Annotated in this window: 15 protein-coding genes; 6 read left to right on the forward strand and 9 right to left on the reverse strand. The window is 61.6% G+C overall.

Features of this window, described 5'->3' with window-relative positions:
• Nucleotides 1-203: 203 nt before the first annotated feature.
• A complete protein-coding gene (gene ffh / locus AC07VF_RS09345) occupies nucleotides 204-1,583 on the reverse strand; it encodes a signal recognition particle protein (RefSeq protein ID WP_122535068.1) in 1,380 nt (459 codons plus the stop codon).
• Nucleotides 1,584-1,874: 291 nt separating this feature from the next.
• On the opposite strand from ffh, the gene AC07VF_RS09350 reads away from it, so the two are divergent.
• The 3 genes from AC07VF_RS09350 to AC07VF_RS09360 all read left to right on the forward strand — a co-directional run bounded on the left by AC07VF_RS09350 (nucleotide 1,875) and on the right by AC07VF_RS09360 (nucleotide 5,564).
• On the forward strand, nucleotides 1,875-2,687 hold the full coding sequence (locus AC07VF_RS09350; protein ID WP_192170768.1) for a cytochrome C assembly family protein: 813 nt from the start codon (nucleotides 1,875-1,877) through the stop codon (nucleotides 2,685-2,687).
• 12 nt (nucleotides 2,688-2,699) lie between these two features.
• Complete coding sequence (locus tag AC07VF_RS09355; protein ID WP_346625569.1) at nucleotides 2,700-3,938, forward strand: transporter associated domain-containing protein; 1,239 nt, start codon at nucleotides 2,700-2,702, stop codon at nucleotides 3,936-3,938.
• Nucleotides 3,939-4,241: 303 nt separating this feature from the next.
• Complete coding sequence (locus tag AC07VF_RS09360) at nucleotides 4,242-5,564, forward strand: MFS transporter (RefSeq protein ID WP_495007882.1); 1,323 nt, start codon at nucleotides 4,242-4,244, stop codon at nucleotides 5,562-5,564.
• 84 nt (nucleotides 5,565-5,648) lie between these two features.
• Here the strand turns inward: AC07VF_RS09360 and purT are convergent, their stop codons facing one another.
• The 4 genes from purT to AC07VF_RS09380 form a co-directional block, all read right to left on the reverse strand.
• Entirely contained in the window at nucleotides 5,649-6,830 is a 1,182-nt protein-coding gene (gene purT, locus AC07VF_RS09365; protein ID WP_172610874.1) for a formate-dependent phosphoribosylglycinamide formyltransferase, read from the reverse strand.
• 117 nt (nucleotides 6,831-6,947) lie between these two features.
• The gene (locus AC07VF_RS09370) at nucleotides 6,948-7,211 is read right to left on the reverse strand and encodes a DUF1289 domain-containing protein (RefSeq protein ID WP_495007883.1); all 264 of its coding nucleotides are present in this window, start codon (nucleotides 7,209-7,211) and stop codon (nucleotides 6,948-6,950) included.
• Complete coding sequence (locus AC07VF_RS09375; RefSeq protein ID WP_192170765.1) at nucleotides 7,211-7,735, reverse strand: gamma carbonic anhydrase family protein; 525 nt, start codon at nucleotides 7,733-7,735, stop codon at nucleotides 7,211-7,213. Before AC07VF_RS09375 ends, AC07VF_RS09370 begins: the two co-directional genes overlap by 1 nt.
• Before the next feature lie 61 nt (nucleotides 7,736-7,796).
• Complete coding sequence (locus tag AC07VF_RS09380; protein ID WP_192170764.1) at nucleotides 7,797-8,408, reverse strand: CoA pyrophosphatase; 612 nt, start codon at nucleotides 8,406-8,408, stop codon at nucleotides 7,797-7,799.
• Nucleotides 8,409-8,561: 153 nt separating this feature from the next.
• Here AC07VF_RS09380 and AC07VF_RS09385 point away from each other — a divergent pair, with 153 nt between their 5' ends.
• Together AC07VF_RS09385 and AC07VF_RS09390 are read left to right on the forward strand one after the other, a co-directional pair.
• Nucleotides 8,562-9,113 carry an NUDIX hydrolase gene (locus AC07VF_RS09385; protein WP_192170763.1) on the forward strand — a complete coding sequence of 184 codons (552 nt, stop codon included), beginning with the start codon at nucleotides 8,562-8,564 and terminating at the stop codon, nucleotides 9,111-9,113.
• Between the two features lie 50 nt (nucleotides 9,114-9,163).
• Complete coding sequence (locus tag AC07VF_RS09390; RefSeq protein ID WP_192170762.1) at nucleotides 9,164-9,727, forward strand: L,D-transpeptidase family protein; 564 nt, start codon at nucleotides 9,164-9,166, stop codon at nucleotides 9,725-9,727.
• Between the two features lie 55 nt (nucleotides 9,728-9,782).
• Here AC07VF_RS09390 and AC07VF_RS09395 read toward each other — a convergent pair whose 3' ends face one another.
• Nucleotides 9,783-10,094, reverse strand: a complete 312-nt coding sequence (locus AC07VF_RS09395) for an NGG1p interacting factor NIF3 (RefSeq protein ID WP_495007884.1) — start codon at nucleotides 10,092-10,094, stop codon at nucleotides 9,783-9,785.
• A gap of 6 nt (nucleotides 10,095-10,100) precedes the next feature.
• On the reverse strand, nucleotides 10,101-14,000 hold the full coding sequence (gene purL, locus AC07VF_RS09400) for a phosphoribosylformylglycinamidine synthase (RefSeq protein ID WP_495007885.1): 3,900 nt from the start codon (nucleotides 13,998-14,000) through the stop codon (nucleotides 10,101-10,103).
• A gap of 213 nt (nucleotides 14,001-14,213) precedes the next feature.
• On the opposite strand from purL, the gene mltF reads away from it, so the two are divergent.
• Nucleotides 14,214-15,674, forward strand: coding sequence for a membrane-bound lytic murein transglycosylase MltF (gene mltF, locus AC07VF_RS09405; RefSeq protein WP_282370268.1), 1,461 nt, complete (start codon nucleotides 14,214-14,216; stop codon nucleotides 15,672-15,674).
• 136 nt (nucleotides 15,675-15,810) lie between these two features.
• Here the strand turns inward: mltF and tadA are convergent, their stop codons facing one another.
• Together tadA and AC07VF_RS09415 are read right to left on the reverse strand one after the other, a co-directional pair.
• Complete coding sequence (tadA, locus tag AC07VF_RS09410) at nucleotides 15,811-16,293, reverse strand: tRNA adenosine(34) deaminase TadA (protein WP_346630042.1); 483 nt, start codon at nucleotides 16,291-16,293, stop codon at nucleotides 15,811-15,813.
• Nucleotides 16,293-17,666, reverse strand: a complete 1,374-nt coding sequence (locus tag AC07VF_RS09415; RefSeq protein WP_495007886.1) for a multicopper oxidase family protein — start codon at nucleotides 17,664-17,666, stop codon at nucleotides 16,293-16,295. The genes tadA and AC07VF_RS09415 overlap by 1 nt, the downstream gene beginning before the upstream one ends.
• Between the last annotated feature and the right edge of the window lie 2 nt (nucleotides 17,667-17,668).

The raw sequence follows: 17,668 nt of genomic DNA on the forward strand, positions 1-17,668 counted from the left end.
AGCGGGCATGGGTGCCCGAAAGGCCGCATATTCTAAGGAATATCCGGATTTTTGCAAATGACTTTTTCCGGCGTACGCCGTCGGGCCACCTAGATCTGCCATGGAGCCGTCAGGGATGACGGCAGTGAGTGCCTGCCTGAGCAGGCCACCGGGACGGTTGCCCCAATGAAGAACGCGCGGGAATAACGCCCGCGCGATGCAATTTACATTTTGGGCATACCGCCGCCGCCGGGCAGCATTCCGCCCATGCCGCGCATCATCTTGGCCATGCCGCCCTTGGTCGAAAACTTTTTCATCATCTTCTGCATCTGTTTGTGCTGCTTGATCAGACGACCGATGTCCTGCACCTGGGTGCCGGAACCCATGGCGATACGGCGTTTGCGTGAACCGCTGATCAACTCAGGGTCGCGACGCTCGGCCGGGGTCATCGAGTTGATGATGGCTTCCATCTGCTTGAACTGCTTCTCGGCGGCGCTTTGCGCGTTGCCCATCTGCGACAGATTAACGCCGCCGATGCTTGGCAGTTTGTCCATGAGCCCGCCCAGGCCGCCCATGTTCTTCATCTGTTGCAACTGATCGCGGAAGTCTTCGAGGTCGAAGCCCTTGCCCTTCTTCAGCTTCTTGGCCAGTTTGTCGGCCTTGTCCTTGTCGAGGGTCTGTTCGGCCTGCTCGATCAGACTGAGCACGTCGCCCATGCCCAGGATGCGCGATGCGATACGGTCGGGATGGAACGGCTCCAGCGCCTCGCTCTTCTCGCCCATACCGATGAACTTGATCGGCTTGCCGGTGATGGCGCGCACCGACAGCGCAGCACCGCCACGGGCGTCGCCGTCGACCTTGGTCAGGATCACGCCGGTCAGCGGCAGCGCGTCACCGAAGGCCTTGGCGGTGTTGGCGGCATCTTGGCCGGTCATGGCGTCGACCACGAACAGCGTCTCGGCCGGCTTGACCGCCGCGTGCAGCGCCTGGATCTCGCCCATCATCTCGGCGTCGATGTGCAGACGGCCGGCGGTGTCGAGGATCACGACATCGATGAACTTGAGTTTGGCTTCTTTAATAGCCGCTTCGGCGATGTCGACCGGCTTCTGGCTGATGTCGGACGGGAAGAACGTCACGCCGATGTCATTGGCCAGGGTTTCCAGCTGCTTGATCGCGGCCGGACGATAGACGTCCGCCGACACCAGCATCACGGTTTTCTTTTTGCGTTCTTTCAGGAATCGGGCGAGCTTGCCGGCAGTGGTGGTCTTGCCCGCACCTTGCAGACCGGCCATCAGGATGACCGCCGGCGGCGTGACGTTGAGGGTCAGCTCTTCGTTGGCCGCCCCCATCATCTCTTCCAGCTCGGCCTGGACGATCTTCACGAACGCCTGGCCCGGCGTCAGGCTGCGCGACACCTCGGTGCCGACGGCGCGCTCCTTGATGCGATTGACGAAGTCTTTGACAACCGGCAAGGCGACGTCGGCTTCAAGCAGCGCCATACGCACTTCACGCAGTGTGTCCTTGATGTTGTCCTCGGTCAGCTTGGCCTTGCCAGTGACCTGGCGCAGCGTCTGCGAGAGACGATCTGTCAGATTTTCAAACATGCGTGATCCTTTAGGTTCGTGCTGAACCCCGATTGATGCGGCCCGGCCCGTAGCGGCCTTTTCAGTCGGCTGCCGACATCGCGACGCCTGCGCTTTACAGGATGGCTATTAATAATAGCGACGCTATAAAGGCGGCTGAAACAGCGATCGGCGAGCCTGTGGCTTGAGCAGGTCGCGGATTATAGCGAAGACTCCGGCGCACGGACACCACGGCGTCTGCTTCTGTAGTCTTTCGTGGAATGCGCGTTATATGCCAAACTCACCCGCTTTCGGGCACGCCCAACAGGATCTATGTCCCCCTTGTCACCGAGTTTGCTCTTCAGCCTCGCCGCCGCCGTCTTCTACGCCGCTGCGACCGTCTACCAGGGTATGCGCCTGCGTCAGGGCCAAAAGGCCGACAAATGGCTGCTGTGCCTGATCGGCACCCTTGCCGTTGCCTGCCAGGCCAGTGCCCTGTTCGGCCAACTGGTGCGCCCTATCGGCCTCGGTCTGGACTTCTTCAGTGCCGCCAGTCTGATCGCTGTCTCCGTGATCATCGTGACCATGCTCGCGTGCATTCGTCTCCCGGTGGAAATCCTGCTGATCCTCCTGTTCCCGCTGGGGCTGCTGACGACCCTGATGGCGCAGTTTGCGCCCTCCGGTACGCTGCAGCCGATCATTGAAGAACACGGCATCATCAGCCATATCCTGCTGTCGATCCTCGCTTACGGGATGTTTACCATTGCGGTGTTCCAGTCGCTGCTCCTGTTGTTGCAGGATCATCAGCTGAAAAACAAACACCCCCTTGGCCTGATCAAAAGCTTCCCGCCGCTGCAAACTATGGAAAGCCTGCTCTTCGGCTTCCTCTGGGCCGGCTGGGTCTTGCTGTCGATGTCGCTGATTTCCGGCTGGCTGTTCGTCGAAAACCTGTTTGCCCAGCATCTGGTGCACAAAACCCTGCTGTCGATCCTGGCGTGGATCGTCTTCAGTGTGCTGCTGTGGGGACGCCATCATCTGGGCTGGCGCGGCCACAAGGCGATCCGCTGGACCCTGGGCGGATTCCTGCTCCTGATGCTCGCCTACTTCGGCAGCAAGCTCGTTCGTGAATACATCCTGCACATCTGACGGGCGTTGATCATGGATAATCTGCCGGTCGGCACAATGCTCACGCTGCTTGCCCTGCTCACCCTCTGGTCCGGGCTATTCAGTGCGGTCGAGGCTGCGCACCACAATCTCAGGGCAATGCCGGTCAACCCCCGCTCCAACGAACCACCGAAGCCGGTTCTGGCGTTCAACCTCAACAGCCTCATCCTCGGCAACACGCTGCTCAAGGCGCTGATTACCGTCCTCGCCACGTTACTTGCCATCGGCCACTGGTATTTCCACGGTCCGCTGATTGCCTGGCTGGGCGTCGCCAGCGTGCTGGTGGTGGTGACCGAATTCATTCCGCGAAAGCTGGCGGCGCGTCGGCCCGAATCCATTCTGCTGCTGGGCAACAACGTGCTGCGCATCCCGGTTCGCCTGTTGCAGCCGCTGACCTGGATCTACAAGAACATCGCCAAAACGCTATTGCGCCCTTTTCTGTCGAAGCGTCGGCCAGACAGCGTCGATGACGATGACGACGCGCACCCGACGGTCTATCAGGACAACGAAAGCCAGTATGGCCGCGCCCACGTGATCTCCGGAATCTACGCGCTGGACCGCATGACCGTGAACGACATCCTGGTGCCGCGCAGCGAAGTCGACGGCATCAACCTCGACGACACCATCGAAGAGATCATCGACAAGCTGATCATCTCCCGGCACACCCGTCTGCCGGTCTACCACAACGACATCAATCAGGTGGAAGGCGTGCTCAACACGCGGATGATCAGCCACCTGCTGCCGCGCAACGAACTGACCAAAGAGGCACTGCAAGCCGCCTGCTACGAGCCGTACTTTGTGCCGGAAAGCACGCCACTGCAGATGCAACTGCTCAACTTCCATAAGCAGCAGCGGCGCATGGGCGTGGTCGTCGATGAATACGGCGAGGTGCTGGGCATCGTCAGCCTCGAAGACATTCTCGAAGAGATCGTCGGTGAATTCGAAAGCGAGCAGGCCCTCGATAACCCGCACATTCAGCCGCAGCCTGACGGACGTCTGGTGATTGATGGGGCGGCGTCGATTCGCGACCTGAATAAAAGCCTCGCCTGGCATCTGCCCTCCGATGGCCCCAAAACCCTCAACGGGCTGATCACCGAAGCGCTGGAGACAATCCCCAACAGCGCGGTCTGCCTGAAGATCGGGCCCTACCGCCTGGAAATCCTCGAAACCGAGGACAACCGTGTCAGCCGGGTGCTGATGTGGCTGAACACTCGCACCAAAGACGTGATTTAAACAGGCAGGCGGCGCCCTGAAACACTTGTTTCCGCGCCAATCCCCTTCCTATAATCGATCCGCTTACCCAGCCCCGCCGATCCGCGTGCTACCCGCACAACGCGCGATCCGGCCAGTCACACAGCCTGACCGCTCACGCGACACCCTGGCCTTCGCTCCCATCCCGAGCACGCCACGCGCCTTTGCCCGCATCCGGGCTAATCTGTTCAGCGCTGGACCCAAAACAACAATTACGATTGCCGCAGCGCGCGCACGAAATTTCGTCTCCCGCTGACAGGCGATACGACTGCCAGGGATATCCGCATGACCACGACTTCTGCCTGTCCAACCCGCGACGAAAGCGAAACCCGCCCCGCCAACTCCGCGGCCCGCGTCGCCACCGCCAGCTTCATCGGCACCGCAATCGAGTTCTACGATTTCTACGTGTACGCCACCGCCGCCGCGCTGGTGATCGGCCCGGTGTTCTTTCCGCAAACTTCCAGCACCGCACAGATGCTGTCGGCGTTTCTAACGTTCGGGATCGCCTTTCTCGCACGTCCGCTGGGCTCGGCGCTGTTCGGCCACTTCGGTGACCGTGTCGGCCGCAAATCGACGTTGGTCGCCTCTCTGTTGCTCATGGGCGTCTGCACCACGCTGATCGGCGTGTTGCCGGGTTACGACGCCATCGGCTCATGGGCGCCGATTCTGCTCTGCGTGCTGCGCTTCGGCCAAGGCCTCGGACTGGGCGGCGAATGGGGCGGCGCGGCGCTGCTGGCCACCGAGAATGCGCCCAAGGGCAAACGTGCGTGGTTCGGCATGTTTCCGCAGTTGGGTCCTTCCATCGGTTTCCTTGCAGCAAACGGGCTGTTTCTGACGCTGGCGATGACGCTGGACGACGAGCAATTCCGCTCCTGGGGCTGGCGCGTGCCGTTTCTGCTCAGCGCCGTGCTGGTCATCATCGGGCTGTACGTGCGGCTGAAGCTTGAGGAAACGCCTGTTTTCGCCAAGGCCATCGCCCGCCATCAGCGTGTGAAACTGCCAATTGCCGAACTGTTCGGTCAGTACTGGAAGCCGATGCTGCTGGGGGCAGCGTCAATGGTGGTGTGCTACGCGCTGTTCTACATTTCCACCGTCTTCTCGCTGAGCTACGGGGTGAAAACCTTGGGTTACAGCCGCGAGTCGTTTCTCGCCATGCTGTGTTTTGCGGTGCTGTTCATGGCCCTGGCGACGCCGCTTTCGGCATCGGCGAGTGATCGATTTGGTCGCAAGCCGGTGCTGGTGATCGGCGGCGTGCTGGCGATCCTGTCGGGCTTTCTGATGGAGCCCTTGCTGACCCACGGCACGACTTGGGCGGTAACGCTGTTTCTGTCGATCGAGCTGTTTCTCATGGGCGTCACCTTCGCGCCGATGGGGGCGATGTTGCCGGAGCTGTTTCCTACGCGGGTGCGTTATACCGGCGCGTCGGCGGCCTACAACATCGGCGGCATTGTCGGTGCCTCCGTCGCGCCGTTCTTCGCACAGAAGCTGGTGGAGATGGGCGGCCTGAGCTGGGTCGGCGGGTATGTCTCGGCGGCGGCGTTGATCAGCGTGATCGCCGTGCTGTGCCTGAAAGAAACCCGGCACGCGGACCTGGATACGATTGCCTGATCACACCGGATCTCGTTTTTAGCGACGCAACAGCCAAACAAAAACGGCGCCCCTTAGGGCGCCGTTTTGTATTCAGCATAAAGCTTACAACTGAACCTTCACCGCCATCGAAGCGCGAGTGGCCTTGCGGCGGGCCGCTTCGATTGACTCGTCGCGGGCCAGTGCCACGCCCATGCGGCGCTGACCATTGACCTCGGGCTTGCCGAACAGGCGCAGCGCGGTGTCCGGTTCGCTCAAGGCTTGTTCCAGGTTGGCGAAGGCCGTCTGGGTCGATTGACCCTCTACCAGAATCACTGCCGACGCCGATGGCCCGAACTGGCGGATCAGCGGGATCGGCAGGCCGAGAATGGCCCGGGCGTGTAGCGCGAACTGCGACAGGTCCTGCGAGATCAGCGTGACCAGACCGGTGTCGTGGGGGCGCGGCGAGACTTCGCTGAACCACACCTGATCGCCCTTGATGAACAGCTCGACGCCAAACAGACCACGGCCACCCAGCGCTTCGGTTACCGCTTTGGCGACGCGCTCGGACTCGGCCAATGCGACCGGGCTCATGGCCTGGGGCTGCCACGATTCCTGATAGTCGCCCTTCTCCTGACGATGCCCGACCGGCGCGCAGAAGGTGGTGCCGCCGACGTGACGCACGGTCAGCAAAGTGATTTCGTAATCGAAATCAATGAAGCCTTCGATGATCACCCGGCCTTTGCCGGCACGACCACCTTCTTGGGCGTAGTCCCAGGCCTTCTGAATGTCCGCGTCGGTTTTCAGCAGGCTCTGGCCTTTGCCCGACGAGCTCATCACCGGTTTGACCACGCACGGGAAGCCCAGGTCTTCGACGGCTTTTTTGTAGTCTTCGAAGGTGTCGGCGAAGTGATACGGCGAGGTCGGCAGATCCAACTCCTCAGCGGCCAGACGACGAATGCCTTCGCGGTTCATGGTCAGTTGCGCGGCACGAGCGGTGGGAATGACGGTGAAGCCTTCGGACTCCAGCTCCACCAGGGTCGCGGTGGCGATCGCTTCGATTTCCGGGACGATGTAATGGGGTTTCTCGGATTCGATGACCGCACGCAAGGCAGCACCGTCGAGCATATTGATCACATGGCTGCGGTGCGCGACCTGCATCGCCGGAGCGTTGGCGTAACGGTCGACGGCGATCACTTCAACGCCCAGGCGTTGCAGCTCGATCACCACTTCCTTGCCAAGCTCGCCGCAACCGCAGAGCAAAACGCGGGTCGCGGTCGGCGACAGTGGAGTTCCGATTTGAGTCATCTCAGGTCCTCGTGGAGCAGGTCGAGGGTTGCTCGCCGTGTGCAAGCAACCGCAGGTAGAAAGGCGCGCAATTTACCATGAAGGCCGGGGAATGGGATGCAGCGGCGCAGGGTTGATTCAACGTCGAGGGCTGTTGCCACTCACCTGAAACATCATCCCGCTCGCCCTCGCCCGCTCATCGCAGGCGAGCAACACGGCACGGCGCGCCTGGTTGTCCATTCGGCTCCAGCCGGTGATCTCGGCCACGGTGCGCTGGCAACCGGTGCAGATGTCGGCGTCGTCCAGTGCGCAAATGCTCACACAGGGAGAGCGGACCGGCTTTTCATGGATCGGCTGTTCATCGACGGGTGCTGCATGGATGGGGGGTTCGGCGCTGGACATCAATCTTCCTGCGGGGCCAGGTCACGCGCGTAGCGCTGGGCGTTGTGGACGTAGTGAGCGGCGCTGGCGTCGAGCATCTGCTTCTGTGCGTCAGTCAGCTCGCGGACGATCTTGCCCGGCGAGCCCATGACCAGCGAACCGTCGGGAATCACCTTGCCTTCACCGATCAGCGAGTTGGCGCCGATGATGCAATGTTTGCCGATCTTCGCGCCGTTGAGGATGACCGAGTTAATGCCGATGAGCGTGCTGTCACCCACGCTGCAACCATGCAGCATCGCGTTGTGGCCGATGGTCACGTTGCGGCCGATGGTCAGCGGCGAGCCCATGTCGGTGTGCATGACGGTGCCGTCCTGCACGTTGCTGTTCTCGCCGATGTCGATCAGCTCGTTGTCGCCGCGCAGCACGGCGCCAAACCAGACGCTGGCGTTGGCCTGCAAGCGCACATTACCGATGACAGTGGCTGTCGGCGCGATCCAACTGCTGGCGTGCGCGTCGACGCGGGCATCGCCCAGGCGGTACTTCATGGTCTGCTCCTCATGGCTCGGTTCTCATGGCTCGGTTCTCATCGCTCGGCGCGGCCGTGGCTCAGGATTTCAGCGTGTGGATGATTGATCGTTTGGGCGGTTCGTTGAGGTCGATGCCGCTGTCGAACAACAGGTTCATCAGCTCGACGATCATGATCGCGGTCAGGCCCCAGATCTTGTACTCGCCGAAGCGGTAACTCGGCACGTACCAGCTGCGCCCTTGATAGTCGATGCGGTGGGTGTGTTCGCGCGCATCCTGGCGGAAGAAATCCAGCGGCACGCTGAAGACCGCCGCGATCTCGCCATCATTAGGGGTGTATTCAACGAAGTCGGGAATAACGCCGACGTAGGGCGTCACTTTGATGCCGTGCTTGGAGATCAACGGACTCAGCGGGCCGATCACCTCCACGAGACCCGGTGGCAAACCGATTTCCTCTTGGGCTTCGCGCAGCGCCGTGAAGATCAGGTCAGGGTCTTCCGGATCACGCCGTCCGCCCGGAAAGGCCACTTCGCCGCCGTGGGTCGACAGGCCGCTGGCGCGCAGGGTCAGCACCAGTTCGGGCTCTGCGCTGCGGGTGATGGGCAGAAGCACGGCGGCCTCGGGAAAGCGCGCGTCCGTTTCCAGCATCACCGGCGTGTGGCTGCTCATACGGTGAAGTAGCTCATCCAGCATGGGAATTCTCGATCGGTTGCCTGCCCGGCATCATGCACCAAAGCGACGATGCGCCCAAGTCTTGTAGGACAACCCGCCCGCGCAAGACGCCTCTTGCCGTCCACCCGCGCTACAGCTCAAGATAGCCGCTGCCAACAGGAACCCGATTCGATCATGAAATTCTGCAGCAACTGCGGCGAACAGGTCATCCAGCGTATCCCCGAGGGCGACAGCCGCCCGCGTTACGTGTGTGAACATTGCGACACCATTCACTACCAGAACCCCAACATCGTGGCCGGCGTCGTGCCGGTGTGGGGCGAGAAAGTGTTGCTGTGCCGTCGCGCCATCGAACCACGACTGGGTTACTGGACGTTACCCGCCGGTTTCATGGAAAACGGCGAAAGTGTCGAGCAGGCCGCGCGCCGCGAGACACTTGAAGAAGCCTGCGCGGAGGTCGAGGACCTGCAGCTGTATTCAATGATCGATGTGCCGCACATCAACCAGGTGCACATCTTCTACCGCTCGAACCTGGTCAGACCGGAGTTCGCGGCCGGCATCGAAAGCCTGGAAGTGAAGTTGTTCGACGAAGCCGATATCCCGTGGTCGGAGCTGGCTTTCCAGACCGTCAGACGTACCCTAGAATGCTTTTTCCGCGACCGGCGGCAGCAGGATTTCCAGGTGCACACCGATTGCCTGTCCGTCACACCTCCTCATAAAACCACTTGATCAAGACGACGGCGCGCGATTGCCGCGCAGGCTTCAGGGATACCCTTTTCATGCGTTGGTTGCTTGCCGTTTTATGCCTGTCGGTTGTGCCGATGTCCCAGGCTGCGTTCACTCAGACCATCGTGCCCAAAGGCAGCGAACAGAAGTTCGTCGGCGGTAAGGTTGTCGACACCCAGAACATCGCGGACCGGACCATCGATAAGGTGCTGGTGCTCAAATCCGCGCATCAGCTGCAGCTGATCAGCCGTGGCGAGGCGCTGAAGACCTATCGAATCTCACTGGGCAAAGCGCCCATCGGACCGAAACTGCAAGAGGGAGACCAGCGCACACCGGAAGGTTTCTACTGGCTCGACTGGCGCAAGACCAGCGACGCCTACAACCTGTCGATGCACATTTCCTACCCCAACATTTCCGATGCCGCACGCGCCCGTCGCGAAGGCGTGAAGCCCGGCAGCATGATCATGATCCACGGTACGCCGATCAATGACGATTACCCGGAGTGGTATTTCCACACGCTCGACTGGACGAACGGCTGCATCGCGATGCGCAACAGCGATATTCGTGAAGTGTGGGATCTGGTGAAAGACGGCACGATGATCGAGATCAGGCCGTAAGTATCTACGGGGGTCATGCAGAAAGCATCTGTCTAAAGCAAGGCTGCGGGGAAAGCTAGATATCTTCCAGTTTCCACACGTCATAAGCCGGTACTTCGTAAGGATGAATGGCCTTCAACGCAGCAACCGCCTGCCCGATCAGCTCATCTGACACGACAAGCTCGACCTTCCATTCCTGAACTTGCTCGACCTCGCCGGCGTGCCCGATGAACGGCTGACTGCCGTCCAGCGGGCGAAACTGGCCTTGCCCGAGCACCTGCCATGAGCAGCAGTCATACGCGCCGATTCGCCCCGCACCGGCGGCGAACAACGCGTTTTTGACCTGCTCCACATGGCTCGGTGGCACAAAGAACGCCAGCTTGTACATCAGCGATCAGTTAACCCAGACGCGCGCGTTACGGAACATGCGCATCCACGCGCCATCTTCAGCCCACTCATCCGGACGCCACGAGTTGGTCACGGCGCGGAACACACGCTCAGGGTGCGGCATCATGATGGTGACGCGACCGTCGAGCGTGGTCAGACCCGCGATACCACGGGGCGAGCCGTTCGGGTTGGCGGGATAGGTTTCAGTGACCTTGCCGTGATTGTCCACGAAACGCACGGCAACGGAGCCGGACAGATCGGTTTCAATCAGCGCTTCAGGGGTCTTGAACTCGGCGTGACCCTCACCGTGCGCGATGGCGATCGGCATGTGCGAGCCGGCCATACCTTGCAGGAAGATCGACGCCGACTTCTGGATTTCGACCATCGCCACGCGCGCTTCGAACTGCTCCGAGCGGTTGCGCACGAAGTGCGGCCAGAACTCGCTGCCCGGGATCAGTTCGCTGAGGTTGGACATCATCTGGCAACCGTTGCAGACACCCAGCGCGAAGCTGTCGCTGCGGGCGAAGAAGCCCTGGAACGCATCCCGTGCACGGCTGTTGAACAGCGCGGACTTGGCCCAGCCTTCGCCGGCACCCAGTACGTCGCCGTAGGAGAAACCACCGCACGCCACCAGACCTTTGAAGTCATTGAGGTCGACGCGACCGGCGAGGATGTCGCTCATGTGCACGTCGACCGAGGCGAAACCGGCGCGGTCGAAGGCAGCCGCCATTTCAACCTGACCGTTAACGCCCTGCTCACGCAGCACTGCCACTTGTGGGCGAACGCCCTTCTTGATGTAAGGCGCAGCGATGTCGTCGTTGACGTCATAGCCCAGCTTGACGTTCAGGCCCGGGTTGTCTTCTTCCAGCAGCGCATCGAATTCCTGATCGGCGCAATCGGCGTTATCACGCAGGCGCTGGATCTGATAGCTGGTTTCGCTCCACTGACGCTGCAGCAGGCGGCGATCACCTTTGAACACGGTGTCGCCGCTCAGGCTGATGATCACGTCGCTGTTGTTAATCGGCTTGCCGATCACGGCGACGCAATCTTCGCCCAGGCCGGCAGCGCTGAACTGTGCAAGCACGAGCGGCGTGGCGTCCTGGCGAACCTGGATCACTGCACCCAACTCTTCGTTGAACAGAATGGCCGCGACTTTTTCGCGCTTGCCGGTCAGCGTATCGAGCTCGAGGTTCAGGCCACAATGGCCTGCGAACGCCATTTCCAGCACGGTCGCCATCAAGCCACCGTCGGAACGGTCGTGATAGGCCAGCAGGTGGCCGTCGGCGTTGAGGCCCTGAATGACGGCGAAGAAGGCTTTGAGGTCTTCGGCGTCATCGACGTCCGGCGCGACGCTGCCGAGCTTGCCGTGGGTCTGGGCGAGAATCGACGCGCCCATGCGGTTCTGGCCACGGCCGAGGTCGATCAGGATCAGATCGGTCAGGCCTTTGTCCATGCGCAGTTGCGGGGTCAGGGTCTTGCGGATGTCGGTGACCGGTGCGAAACCGGTAACGATCAGCGACAGCGGCGAGGTCACGGTTTTTTCGGTGCCTTCGTCGCTCCAGCGAGTCTTCATGGACATCGAGTCCTTGCCCACCGGAATGGTAATGCCCAGCTCGGGGCACAGCTCCATGCCGACGGCTTTCACGGTGTCGTACAGACGCGCGTCTTCGCCCGGGTGGCCGGCGGCGGACATCCAGTTGGCGGACAGCTTGATGTCGGAGATCTTGCCGATGCTCGACGCCGCGATGTTGGTCAGGGTCTCGCCAATCGCCATGCGACCGGACGCCGGAGCGTCCAGCAAGGCCAGCGGCGTGCGCTCGCCCATCGCCATGGCTTCGCCGGTGTAGACGTCAAAGCTGGTTGCGGTGACGGCGACGTCCGCCACGGGCACTTGCCACGGGCCGACCATCTGGTCGCGATTGACCATACCGGTGATGCTGCGGTCGCCAATGGTAATAAGGAAGCTCTTGCTCGCCACGGCCGGATGATGCAACACGCGCTGCACGCTCTCTTCGATGTCGAGGGCGCTTGGGTCGAAGTCGTCGCCCAGCTCGGTTTCACGCTCGGCCGAACGGTGCATGCGCGGGGCCTTGCCCAGCAGCACTTCCAGCGGCATGTCGACAGGGTTGTTGCCGAAGTGGCTGTCGGTGACGGTCAGTTGCGGCTCTTCAGTCGCCTCGCCTACCACCGCAAACGGGCAACGCTCACGTTCACAGATGGCTTTGAAGCGTTCGAAATCAGGGGCGCTGACCGCCAGAACATAACGTTCCTGGGACTCGTTGCTCCAGATTTCCAGCGGCGCCATGCCTGGCTCGTCGTTCGGCACGTTGCGCAGCTCGAAGCGGCCGCCGCGTCCGCCGTCGTTGACCAGTTCCGGGAAGGCGTTGGACAGACCGCCCGCGCCGACGTCATGGATGAACGCGATCGGGTTGGCCTCACCCAGCTGCCAGCAGCGGTCGATGACCTCCTGACAACGGCGTTCCATTTCCGGGTTTTCACGCTGTACCGAGGCGAAGTCCAGGTCAGCCGAGCTGGTGCCGGTAGCCATGGAGGAAGCTGCGCCGCCACCCAGACCGATCAGCATCGCCGGGCCGCCGAGCACGATCAGCTTGGCGCCGACGGTGATTTCGGCTTTCTGCACGTGCCCTTCGCGAATGTTGCCCATGCCGCCTGCGAGCATGATTGGCTTGTGGTAGCCGCGAACTTCATCGCCGTGGGGCGTGCTGATCGACTGCTCGAAGGTACGGAAATAACCGGTCAGGGCCGGACGACCGAACTCATTGTTGAACGCCGCGCCACCCAGCGGGCCTTCGATCATGATGTCCAGCGGCGTCACGATGCGCTCGGGCTTGCCGTACGGCTTTTCCCAAGGCTGCTCGAAACCCGGAATGTTCAGGTTGGACACCGTGAAACCGGTCAGGCCGGCTTTCGGCTTGGCACCACGGCCGGTTGCGCCCTCGTCGCGGATCTCGCCGCCGGAACCAGTGGCTGCGCCCGGAAACGGAGCAATCGCCGTCGGGTGGTTGTGGGTTTCGACCTTCATCAGAATGTGCACCGGCTCCTGAACCGCGCCGTACTCGCGGCTTTCAGGATTCGGGAAAAAGCGGCCGGCAACGCTGCCGACGATCACCGAAGCGTTGTCCTTGTAAGCGGACAGCACGCCTTCGTTGTGCATCTGATAGGTGTTCTTGATCATGCCGAACAGGCTTTTTTCCTGGCTCTGGCCGTCGATGTCCCAACTGGCGTTGAAGATCTTGTGACGGCAGTGCTCGGAGTTCGCCTGCGCGAACATCATCAGTTCGATGTCGTGGGGGTTGCGCTTGAGGCCGGTGAACGCATTCACCAGATAATCGATTTCGTCTTCGGCGAGGGCCAGGCCCAGTTCGACGTTGGCTTTTTCCAGCGCCGCGCGGCCGCCACCCAGTACGTCGATGGCAATCAGCGGCTTGGGCTCGGCGTGGCTGAACAGGCTGGCGGCCTCTTCCAGTGCACCCAGTACGATCTGGGTCATGCGGTCGTGCAGCGCGTCGGCGATCAGCTGTGCGTCGGCGTCGCTGAACTGACCTTCTACATAAAAGGCAATGCCGCGCTCAAGACGCTGGATCTTGGTCAGGCTGCAATTGCGCGCGATGTCGGTGGCCTTGCTCGACCATGGCGAAATGGTGCCGAAACGCGGGAGGACCAGGAACAGGCGGCCCGCAGGCTCCTGCACCGGTACGCTCGGACCGTATTTCAGCAGGCGGGCAAGCACTTGCTGCTCGTCTTCGGTCAGGACGCCATTGACCTCAGCGAAGTGGGCGAATTCAGCGTACAGGCCACTAACAGCGGGAACTTTATCGTTCAGCTGCGCAAGTAATTTCTTGTGGCGGAAGGCGGAAAGGGCGGGAGCACCACGCAGGATCAACATCGTCGGGACAGCCTCGGGAAGGGGGTGTGCTTTGAGGCCGTGCATTCTAGCCTAATCACTCACCGTCGGCACCCGAAACCACGGCATGGGATGCACCCGAATGTCGGCTCCAAGCGCTTGCCTGCGTCGGAAGGTAAAAAATCCTCTGCTCTATCAGACGCGACCCGCGCTGTCGAGATATGGCGGTATGGCTGCTTTGCGTATACTGCACCGATGTTTTCCCAATCAGATTTCCGCCCACGCTGTGCCAAGTGGCTCATCGCAACCGGAATCTTCCTGCTGCTCGGCGCGTGTGTGGAGAAACCCAACACGCTGGAACGAGTCAAGGAGGATGGCGTTTTGCGCGTCGTCACCCGCAACAGCCCGGCGACCTATTTTCAGGACCGCAACGGTGAAACCGGTTTCGAGTACGAACTGGTGAAGCGCTTCGCCGACGATCTGGGCGTTGAACTGAAAATCGAAGCCGCCGACAACCTCGACGACCTGTTCGATCAGATGGGCAAACCCGGCGGGCCGGTGCTGGCGGCAGCGGGTCTGGTCAGCAGCGAAAACCGCGCGAAGCAGGTACGTTTTTCCCACTCCTATCTTGAAGTCACCCCTCAGGTCGTTTACCGCAACGGTCAGTCGCGCCCCACCGATCCGGGCGATCTGGTCGGCAAGCGCATCCTCGTGCTTAAAGGCAGCAGCCACGCCGAGCAACTGGCAGCGCTGAAGGTCAAGTACCCCGGCATCAACTACGAAGAGTCCGATCAGGTCGAAGTCGTCGACCTGTTGCGCATGGTGGACGAGGGCCAGATCGACCTGACCCTGGTGGACTCCAACGAACTGGCGATGAACCAGGTGTATTTCCCCAACGTGCGCGTCGGCTTCGACCTTGGCGATGGCCGCGATCAGCGCTGGGCAGTGGCATTAGGCGATGACAACAGCCTGCTCAACGAGATCAACGCCTATCTCGACAAAATGCAGAAGAACGGCATGCTGCAGCGACTCAAAGACCGCTATTACGGGCATGTCGACGTGCTCGGTTACGTTGGCGCCTACACCTTCGCCCAGCACTTGCAGGAACGCCTGCCCAAGTACGAGAAGCACTTCCAGACCGCCGCCAAGGCTGAACAGGTCGACTGGCGTTTGCTGGCGGCAATCGGTTATCAGGAATCGCTGTGGCAGCCGGGCGTGACGTCGAAGACCGGCGTGCGCGGCTTGATGATGCTGACCCAGAGCACGGCCCAGGCCATGGGCGTGTCCAATCGGCTCGACGCCAAACAGAGTATTCAGGGCGGCGCCAAGTATTTTGCCTACGTCAAGGAACAGCTCGACGACTCGATTCAGGAGCCCGATCGCACCTGGCTGGCGCTGGCGTCCTACAACATTGGCACAGGCCATCTGGACGACGCGCGCAAGCTGGCGGAAAGCGAAGGCCTGAACCCGAACAAGTGGCTGGACGTAAAGAAGATGCTGCCGCGTCTGTCGCAGAAGAAGTGGTACAGCAAAACCCGCTACGGCTATGCCCGGGGCGGTGAACCGGTCAGTTTCGTCGCCAACATCCGCCGTTATTACGACATCCTGACGTGGGTGACGCAGCCGCAGATGGAAGGCGGCCAGGTCGCGGAAGGCTCGCTGCATGTACCCGGGGTGGACAAGACCAAGCCGTCGGAAGAGAAAGCGCCGCTTTAGTCAGTGTCAGAAACTGTCCGGGATGGCCTCAAAAACACAGGACTTGTGGGAGTGAGCTTGCTCACGAAGACTGATTCCGAGGCGCTGGAGGTGTAGTGATTTCACTCACACGGCCTGACAGCAAACCCAGCTCCAGCTACCCCTTCGCTCGCCTCATCCTGAAAAACTCGCTCAGCATGGTGCCGCACTCCTCCCCCAGCACGCCGCCTTCAAACAGCACGCGATGATTCAGGAAAGGCTGCGTAAAGAACTGGCCCTGACTCTGCACTACCCCCGCTTTCGGCTCAGTCGCGCCATACACCACGCGGGTGATGCGCGAGTGGACGATCAAACCGGCGCACATGCTGCAGGGTTCCAGGGTCACGTACAGCGTGCTGCCCGGCAAGCGGTAATTGCTGAGTGACTGCGCCGCTGCGCGAATGGCGACCATCTCGGCGTGGGCGCTGGGGTCGCTGCCGCTGATGGGGCAGTTGAAACCGCGGCCGACGATTTCACCGTCCTGCACCACCACCGCGCCGACCGGCACCTCGCCCAGCAACGCACCCTCCGCTGCCAGCGCCAGGGCTTCACGCATGAAGTGCTGATCGCGGCTGCGATCGATAATAGGCGGCTGACGCATCAGGAGACCTCGATAGCGGCCATGAGACCGGTTTCCATGTGATCGATCACATGGCAGTGAAACATCCAGACGCCGGGATTATCCGCCACCAAAGCGACGCGCGCGCGCTCATTGCGCCCCAGCAAGTAGGTGTCGGTGAAGTACGGAATCACGTCCTTGCGATTGGAGGCGATGACTTTGAAGCTCATGCCGTGCAAGTGAATGGGGTGCTGATACTGCGTCATGTTCTTCAGCTCGAAGATGTAACTCTTGCCTCGTTCAAGCCTGGCGATCGGCCGGTCGGCGCAGGTCTTGTCGGTGATGTCCCAGGCCTGGCCATTGATCTGCCACAAGCTGGGCGGTTTGCCGTTGTCGACATTCACCGACACTGAACCGACCCACTCGAAATTGAAATTGAGCTTCTCGGCAGTGGCCAGATCAGGCTCGGCGACCGAATTCGCCGGCAGCTCAGGCGGCCATTCGCCCGGCGCATCGCTGTTGGCGACCGAGCGAAAGGTGCCCAGCCGTACGGGGCCGTTGCGCAGGGAGATCTCTTCACCGACGGCAGGCGCCTTGATCGCCAGACAGATGCGCATGCCCGGCCCCAGCCAGTAATCCTTGCCCAGCGGGCGCGGTTTGACCGGGTTGCCGTCCAGGGCGTAGATCATCGCCTCGGCGCCCGGCAGGTTCAGGCGATAGGTCACCGTGTTGTCCAGGTTGAGAATACGCACCCGGGTGATCTGCCCGGCAGGCAGCTCGACGACGCCTTGTGGCACGCCATTGATCGTCGACAATCGCCCCGCTGTGCCTTCGCGTGCGGCCTCGCGAATGACGCTGAACTCAGTAAACGCGCCCTCCTCGTCCACGTGCCAGCTCTTCAGGCTGACCACGCGTTCGTGGGCAAACCCGGTGGGCTCGCGCTCTTCGACGATCAGCGGCCCCACCAGTCCGCGGCCGAGCTCCTCGCTGCTGCTGACGTGGGGGTGATACCAATAGCTGCCGGCGTCCGGCACGCGGAATTTATAGTCGAAGTACTCGCCCGGCTTGACCGGCAATTGCGAGACGTACGGCACGCCGTCCATTTCCAGCGGCAGCCGGATGCCGTGCCAGTGAATCGTGGTTTCTACAGGCAAGTGATTGATGAAGCGCACCCGTAGCCACTCGCCCTGCCTGACCCGCAGTTCAGTGCCCGGCGCCGAACCGCCGAATGCCCAGGCGGGCGTCTGATGCCCGGCCACAAGTTCGACGTCCAGCGGCGCGGCGATCAGCTCGTAATCGTGCCCTTCGCCCGGCCCGCGCTTGCCCAGCCAATACCTTGAGGCACCGCCCGCGCCAAGCCCGACCACGGCAAGACCGGCCAGACCTCCGAGTATCTGTCGACGGGTAAAAGACATGT

Source organism: Pseudomonas sp. GW821-FHT02H06 (genome assembly GCF_059421525.1).

What these genes read in the sequence shown, in the direction of transcription:
- AC07VF_RS09350 (WP_192170768.1), top strand. Translation starts at nt 1,875, where the DNA reads ATGTCCCCCTTGTCACCGAGTTTGCTCTTCAGCCTCGCCGCCGCCGTC.
- AC07VF_RS09375 (WP_192170765.1), bottom strand. Translation starts at nt 7,735, where the DNA reads ATGAAGTACCGCCTGGGCGATGCCCGCGTCGACGCGCACGCCAGCAGT.
- AC07VF_RS09385 (WP_192170763.1), top strand. Translation starts at nt 8,562, where the DNA reads ATGAAATTCTGCAGCAACTGCGGCGAACAGGTCATCCAGCGTATCCCC.
- AC07VF_RS09370 (WP_495007883.1), bottom strand. Translation starts at nt 7,211, where the DNA reads ATGTCCAGCGCCGAACCCCCCATCCATGCAGCACCCGTCGATGAACAG.
- purL (WP_495007885.1), bottom strand. Translation starts at nt 14,000, where the DNA reads ATGTTGATCCTGCGTGGTGCTCCCGCCCTTTCCGCCTTCCGCCACAAG.
- AC07VF_RS09360 (WP_495007882.1), top strand. Translation starts at nt 4,242, where the DNA reads ATGACCACGACTTCTGCCTGTCCAACCCGCGACGAAAGCGAAACCCGC.
- AC07VF_RS09415 (WP_495007886.1), bottom strand. Translation starts at nt 17,666, where the DNA reads ATGTCTTTTACCCGTCGACAGATACTCGGAGGTCTGGCCGGTCTTGCC.
- AC07VF_RS09390 (WP_192170762.1), top strand. Translation starts at nt 9,164, where the DNA reads ATGCGTTGGTTGCTTGCCGTTTTATGCCTGTCGGTTGTGCCGATGTCC.
- tadA (WP_346630042.1), bottom strand. Translation starts at nt 16,293, where the DNA reads ATGCGTCAGCCGCCTATTATCGATCGCAGCCGCGATCAGCACTTCATG.
- ffh (WP_122535068.1), bottom strand. Translation starts at nt 1,583, where the DNA reads ATGTTTGAAAATCTGACAGATCGTCTCTCGCAGACGCTGCGCCAGGTC.
- AC07VF_RS09395 (WP_495007884.1), bottom strand. Translation starts at nt 10,094, where the DNA reads ATGTACAAGCTGGCGTTCTTTGTGCCACCGAGCCATGTGGAGCAGGTC.
- AC07VF_RS09380 (WP_192170764.1), bottom strand. Translation starts at nt 8,408, where the DNA reads ATGCTGGATGAGCTACTTCACCGTATGAGCAGCCACACGCCGGTGATG.
- purT (WP_172610874.1), bottom strand. Translation starts at nt 6,830, where the DNA reads ATGACTCAAATCGGAACTCCACTGTCGCCGACCGCGACCCGCGTTTTG.
- mltF (WP_282370268.1), top strand. Translation starts at nt 14,214, where the DNA reads ATGTTTTCCCAATCAGATTTCCGCCCACGCTGTGCCAAGTGGCTCATC.
- AC07VF_RS09355 (WP_346625569.1), top strand. Translation starts at nt 2,700, where the DNA reads ATGGATAATCTGCCGGTCGGCACAATGCTCACGCTGCTTGCCCTGCTC.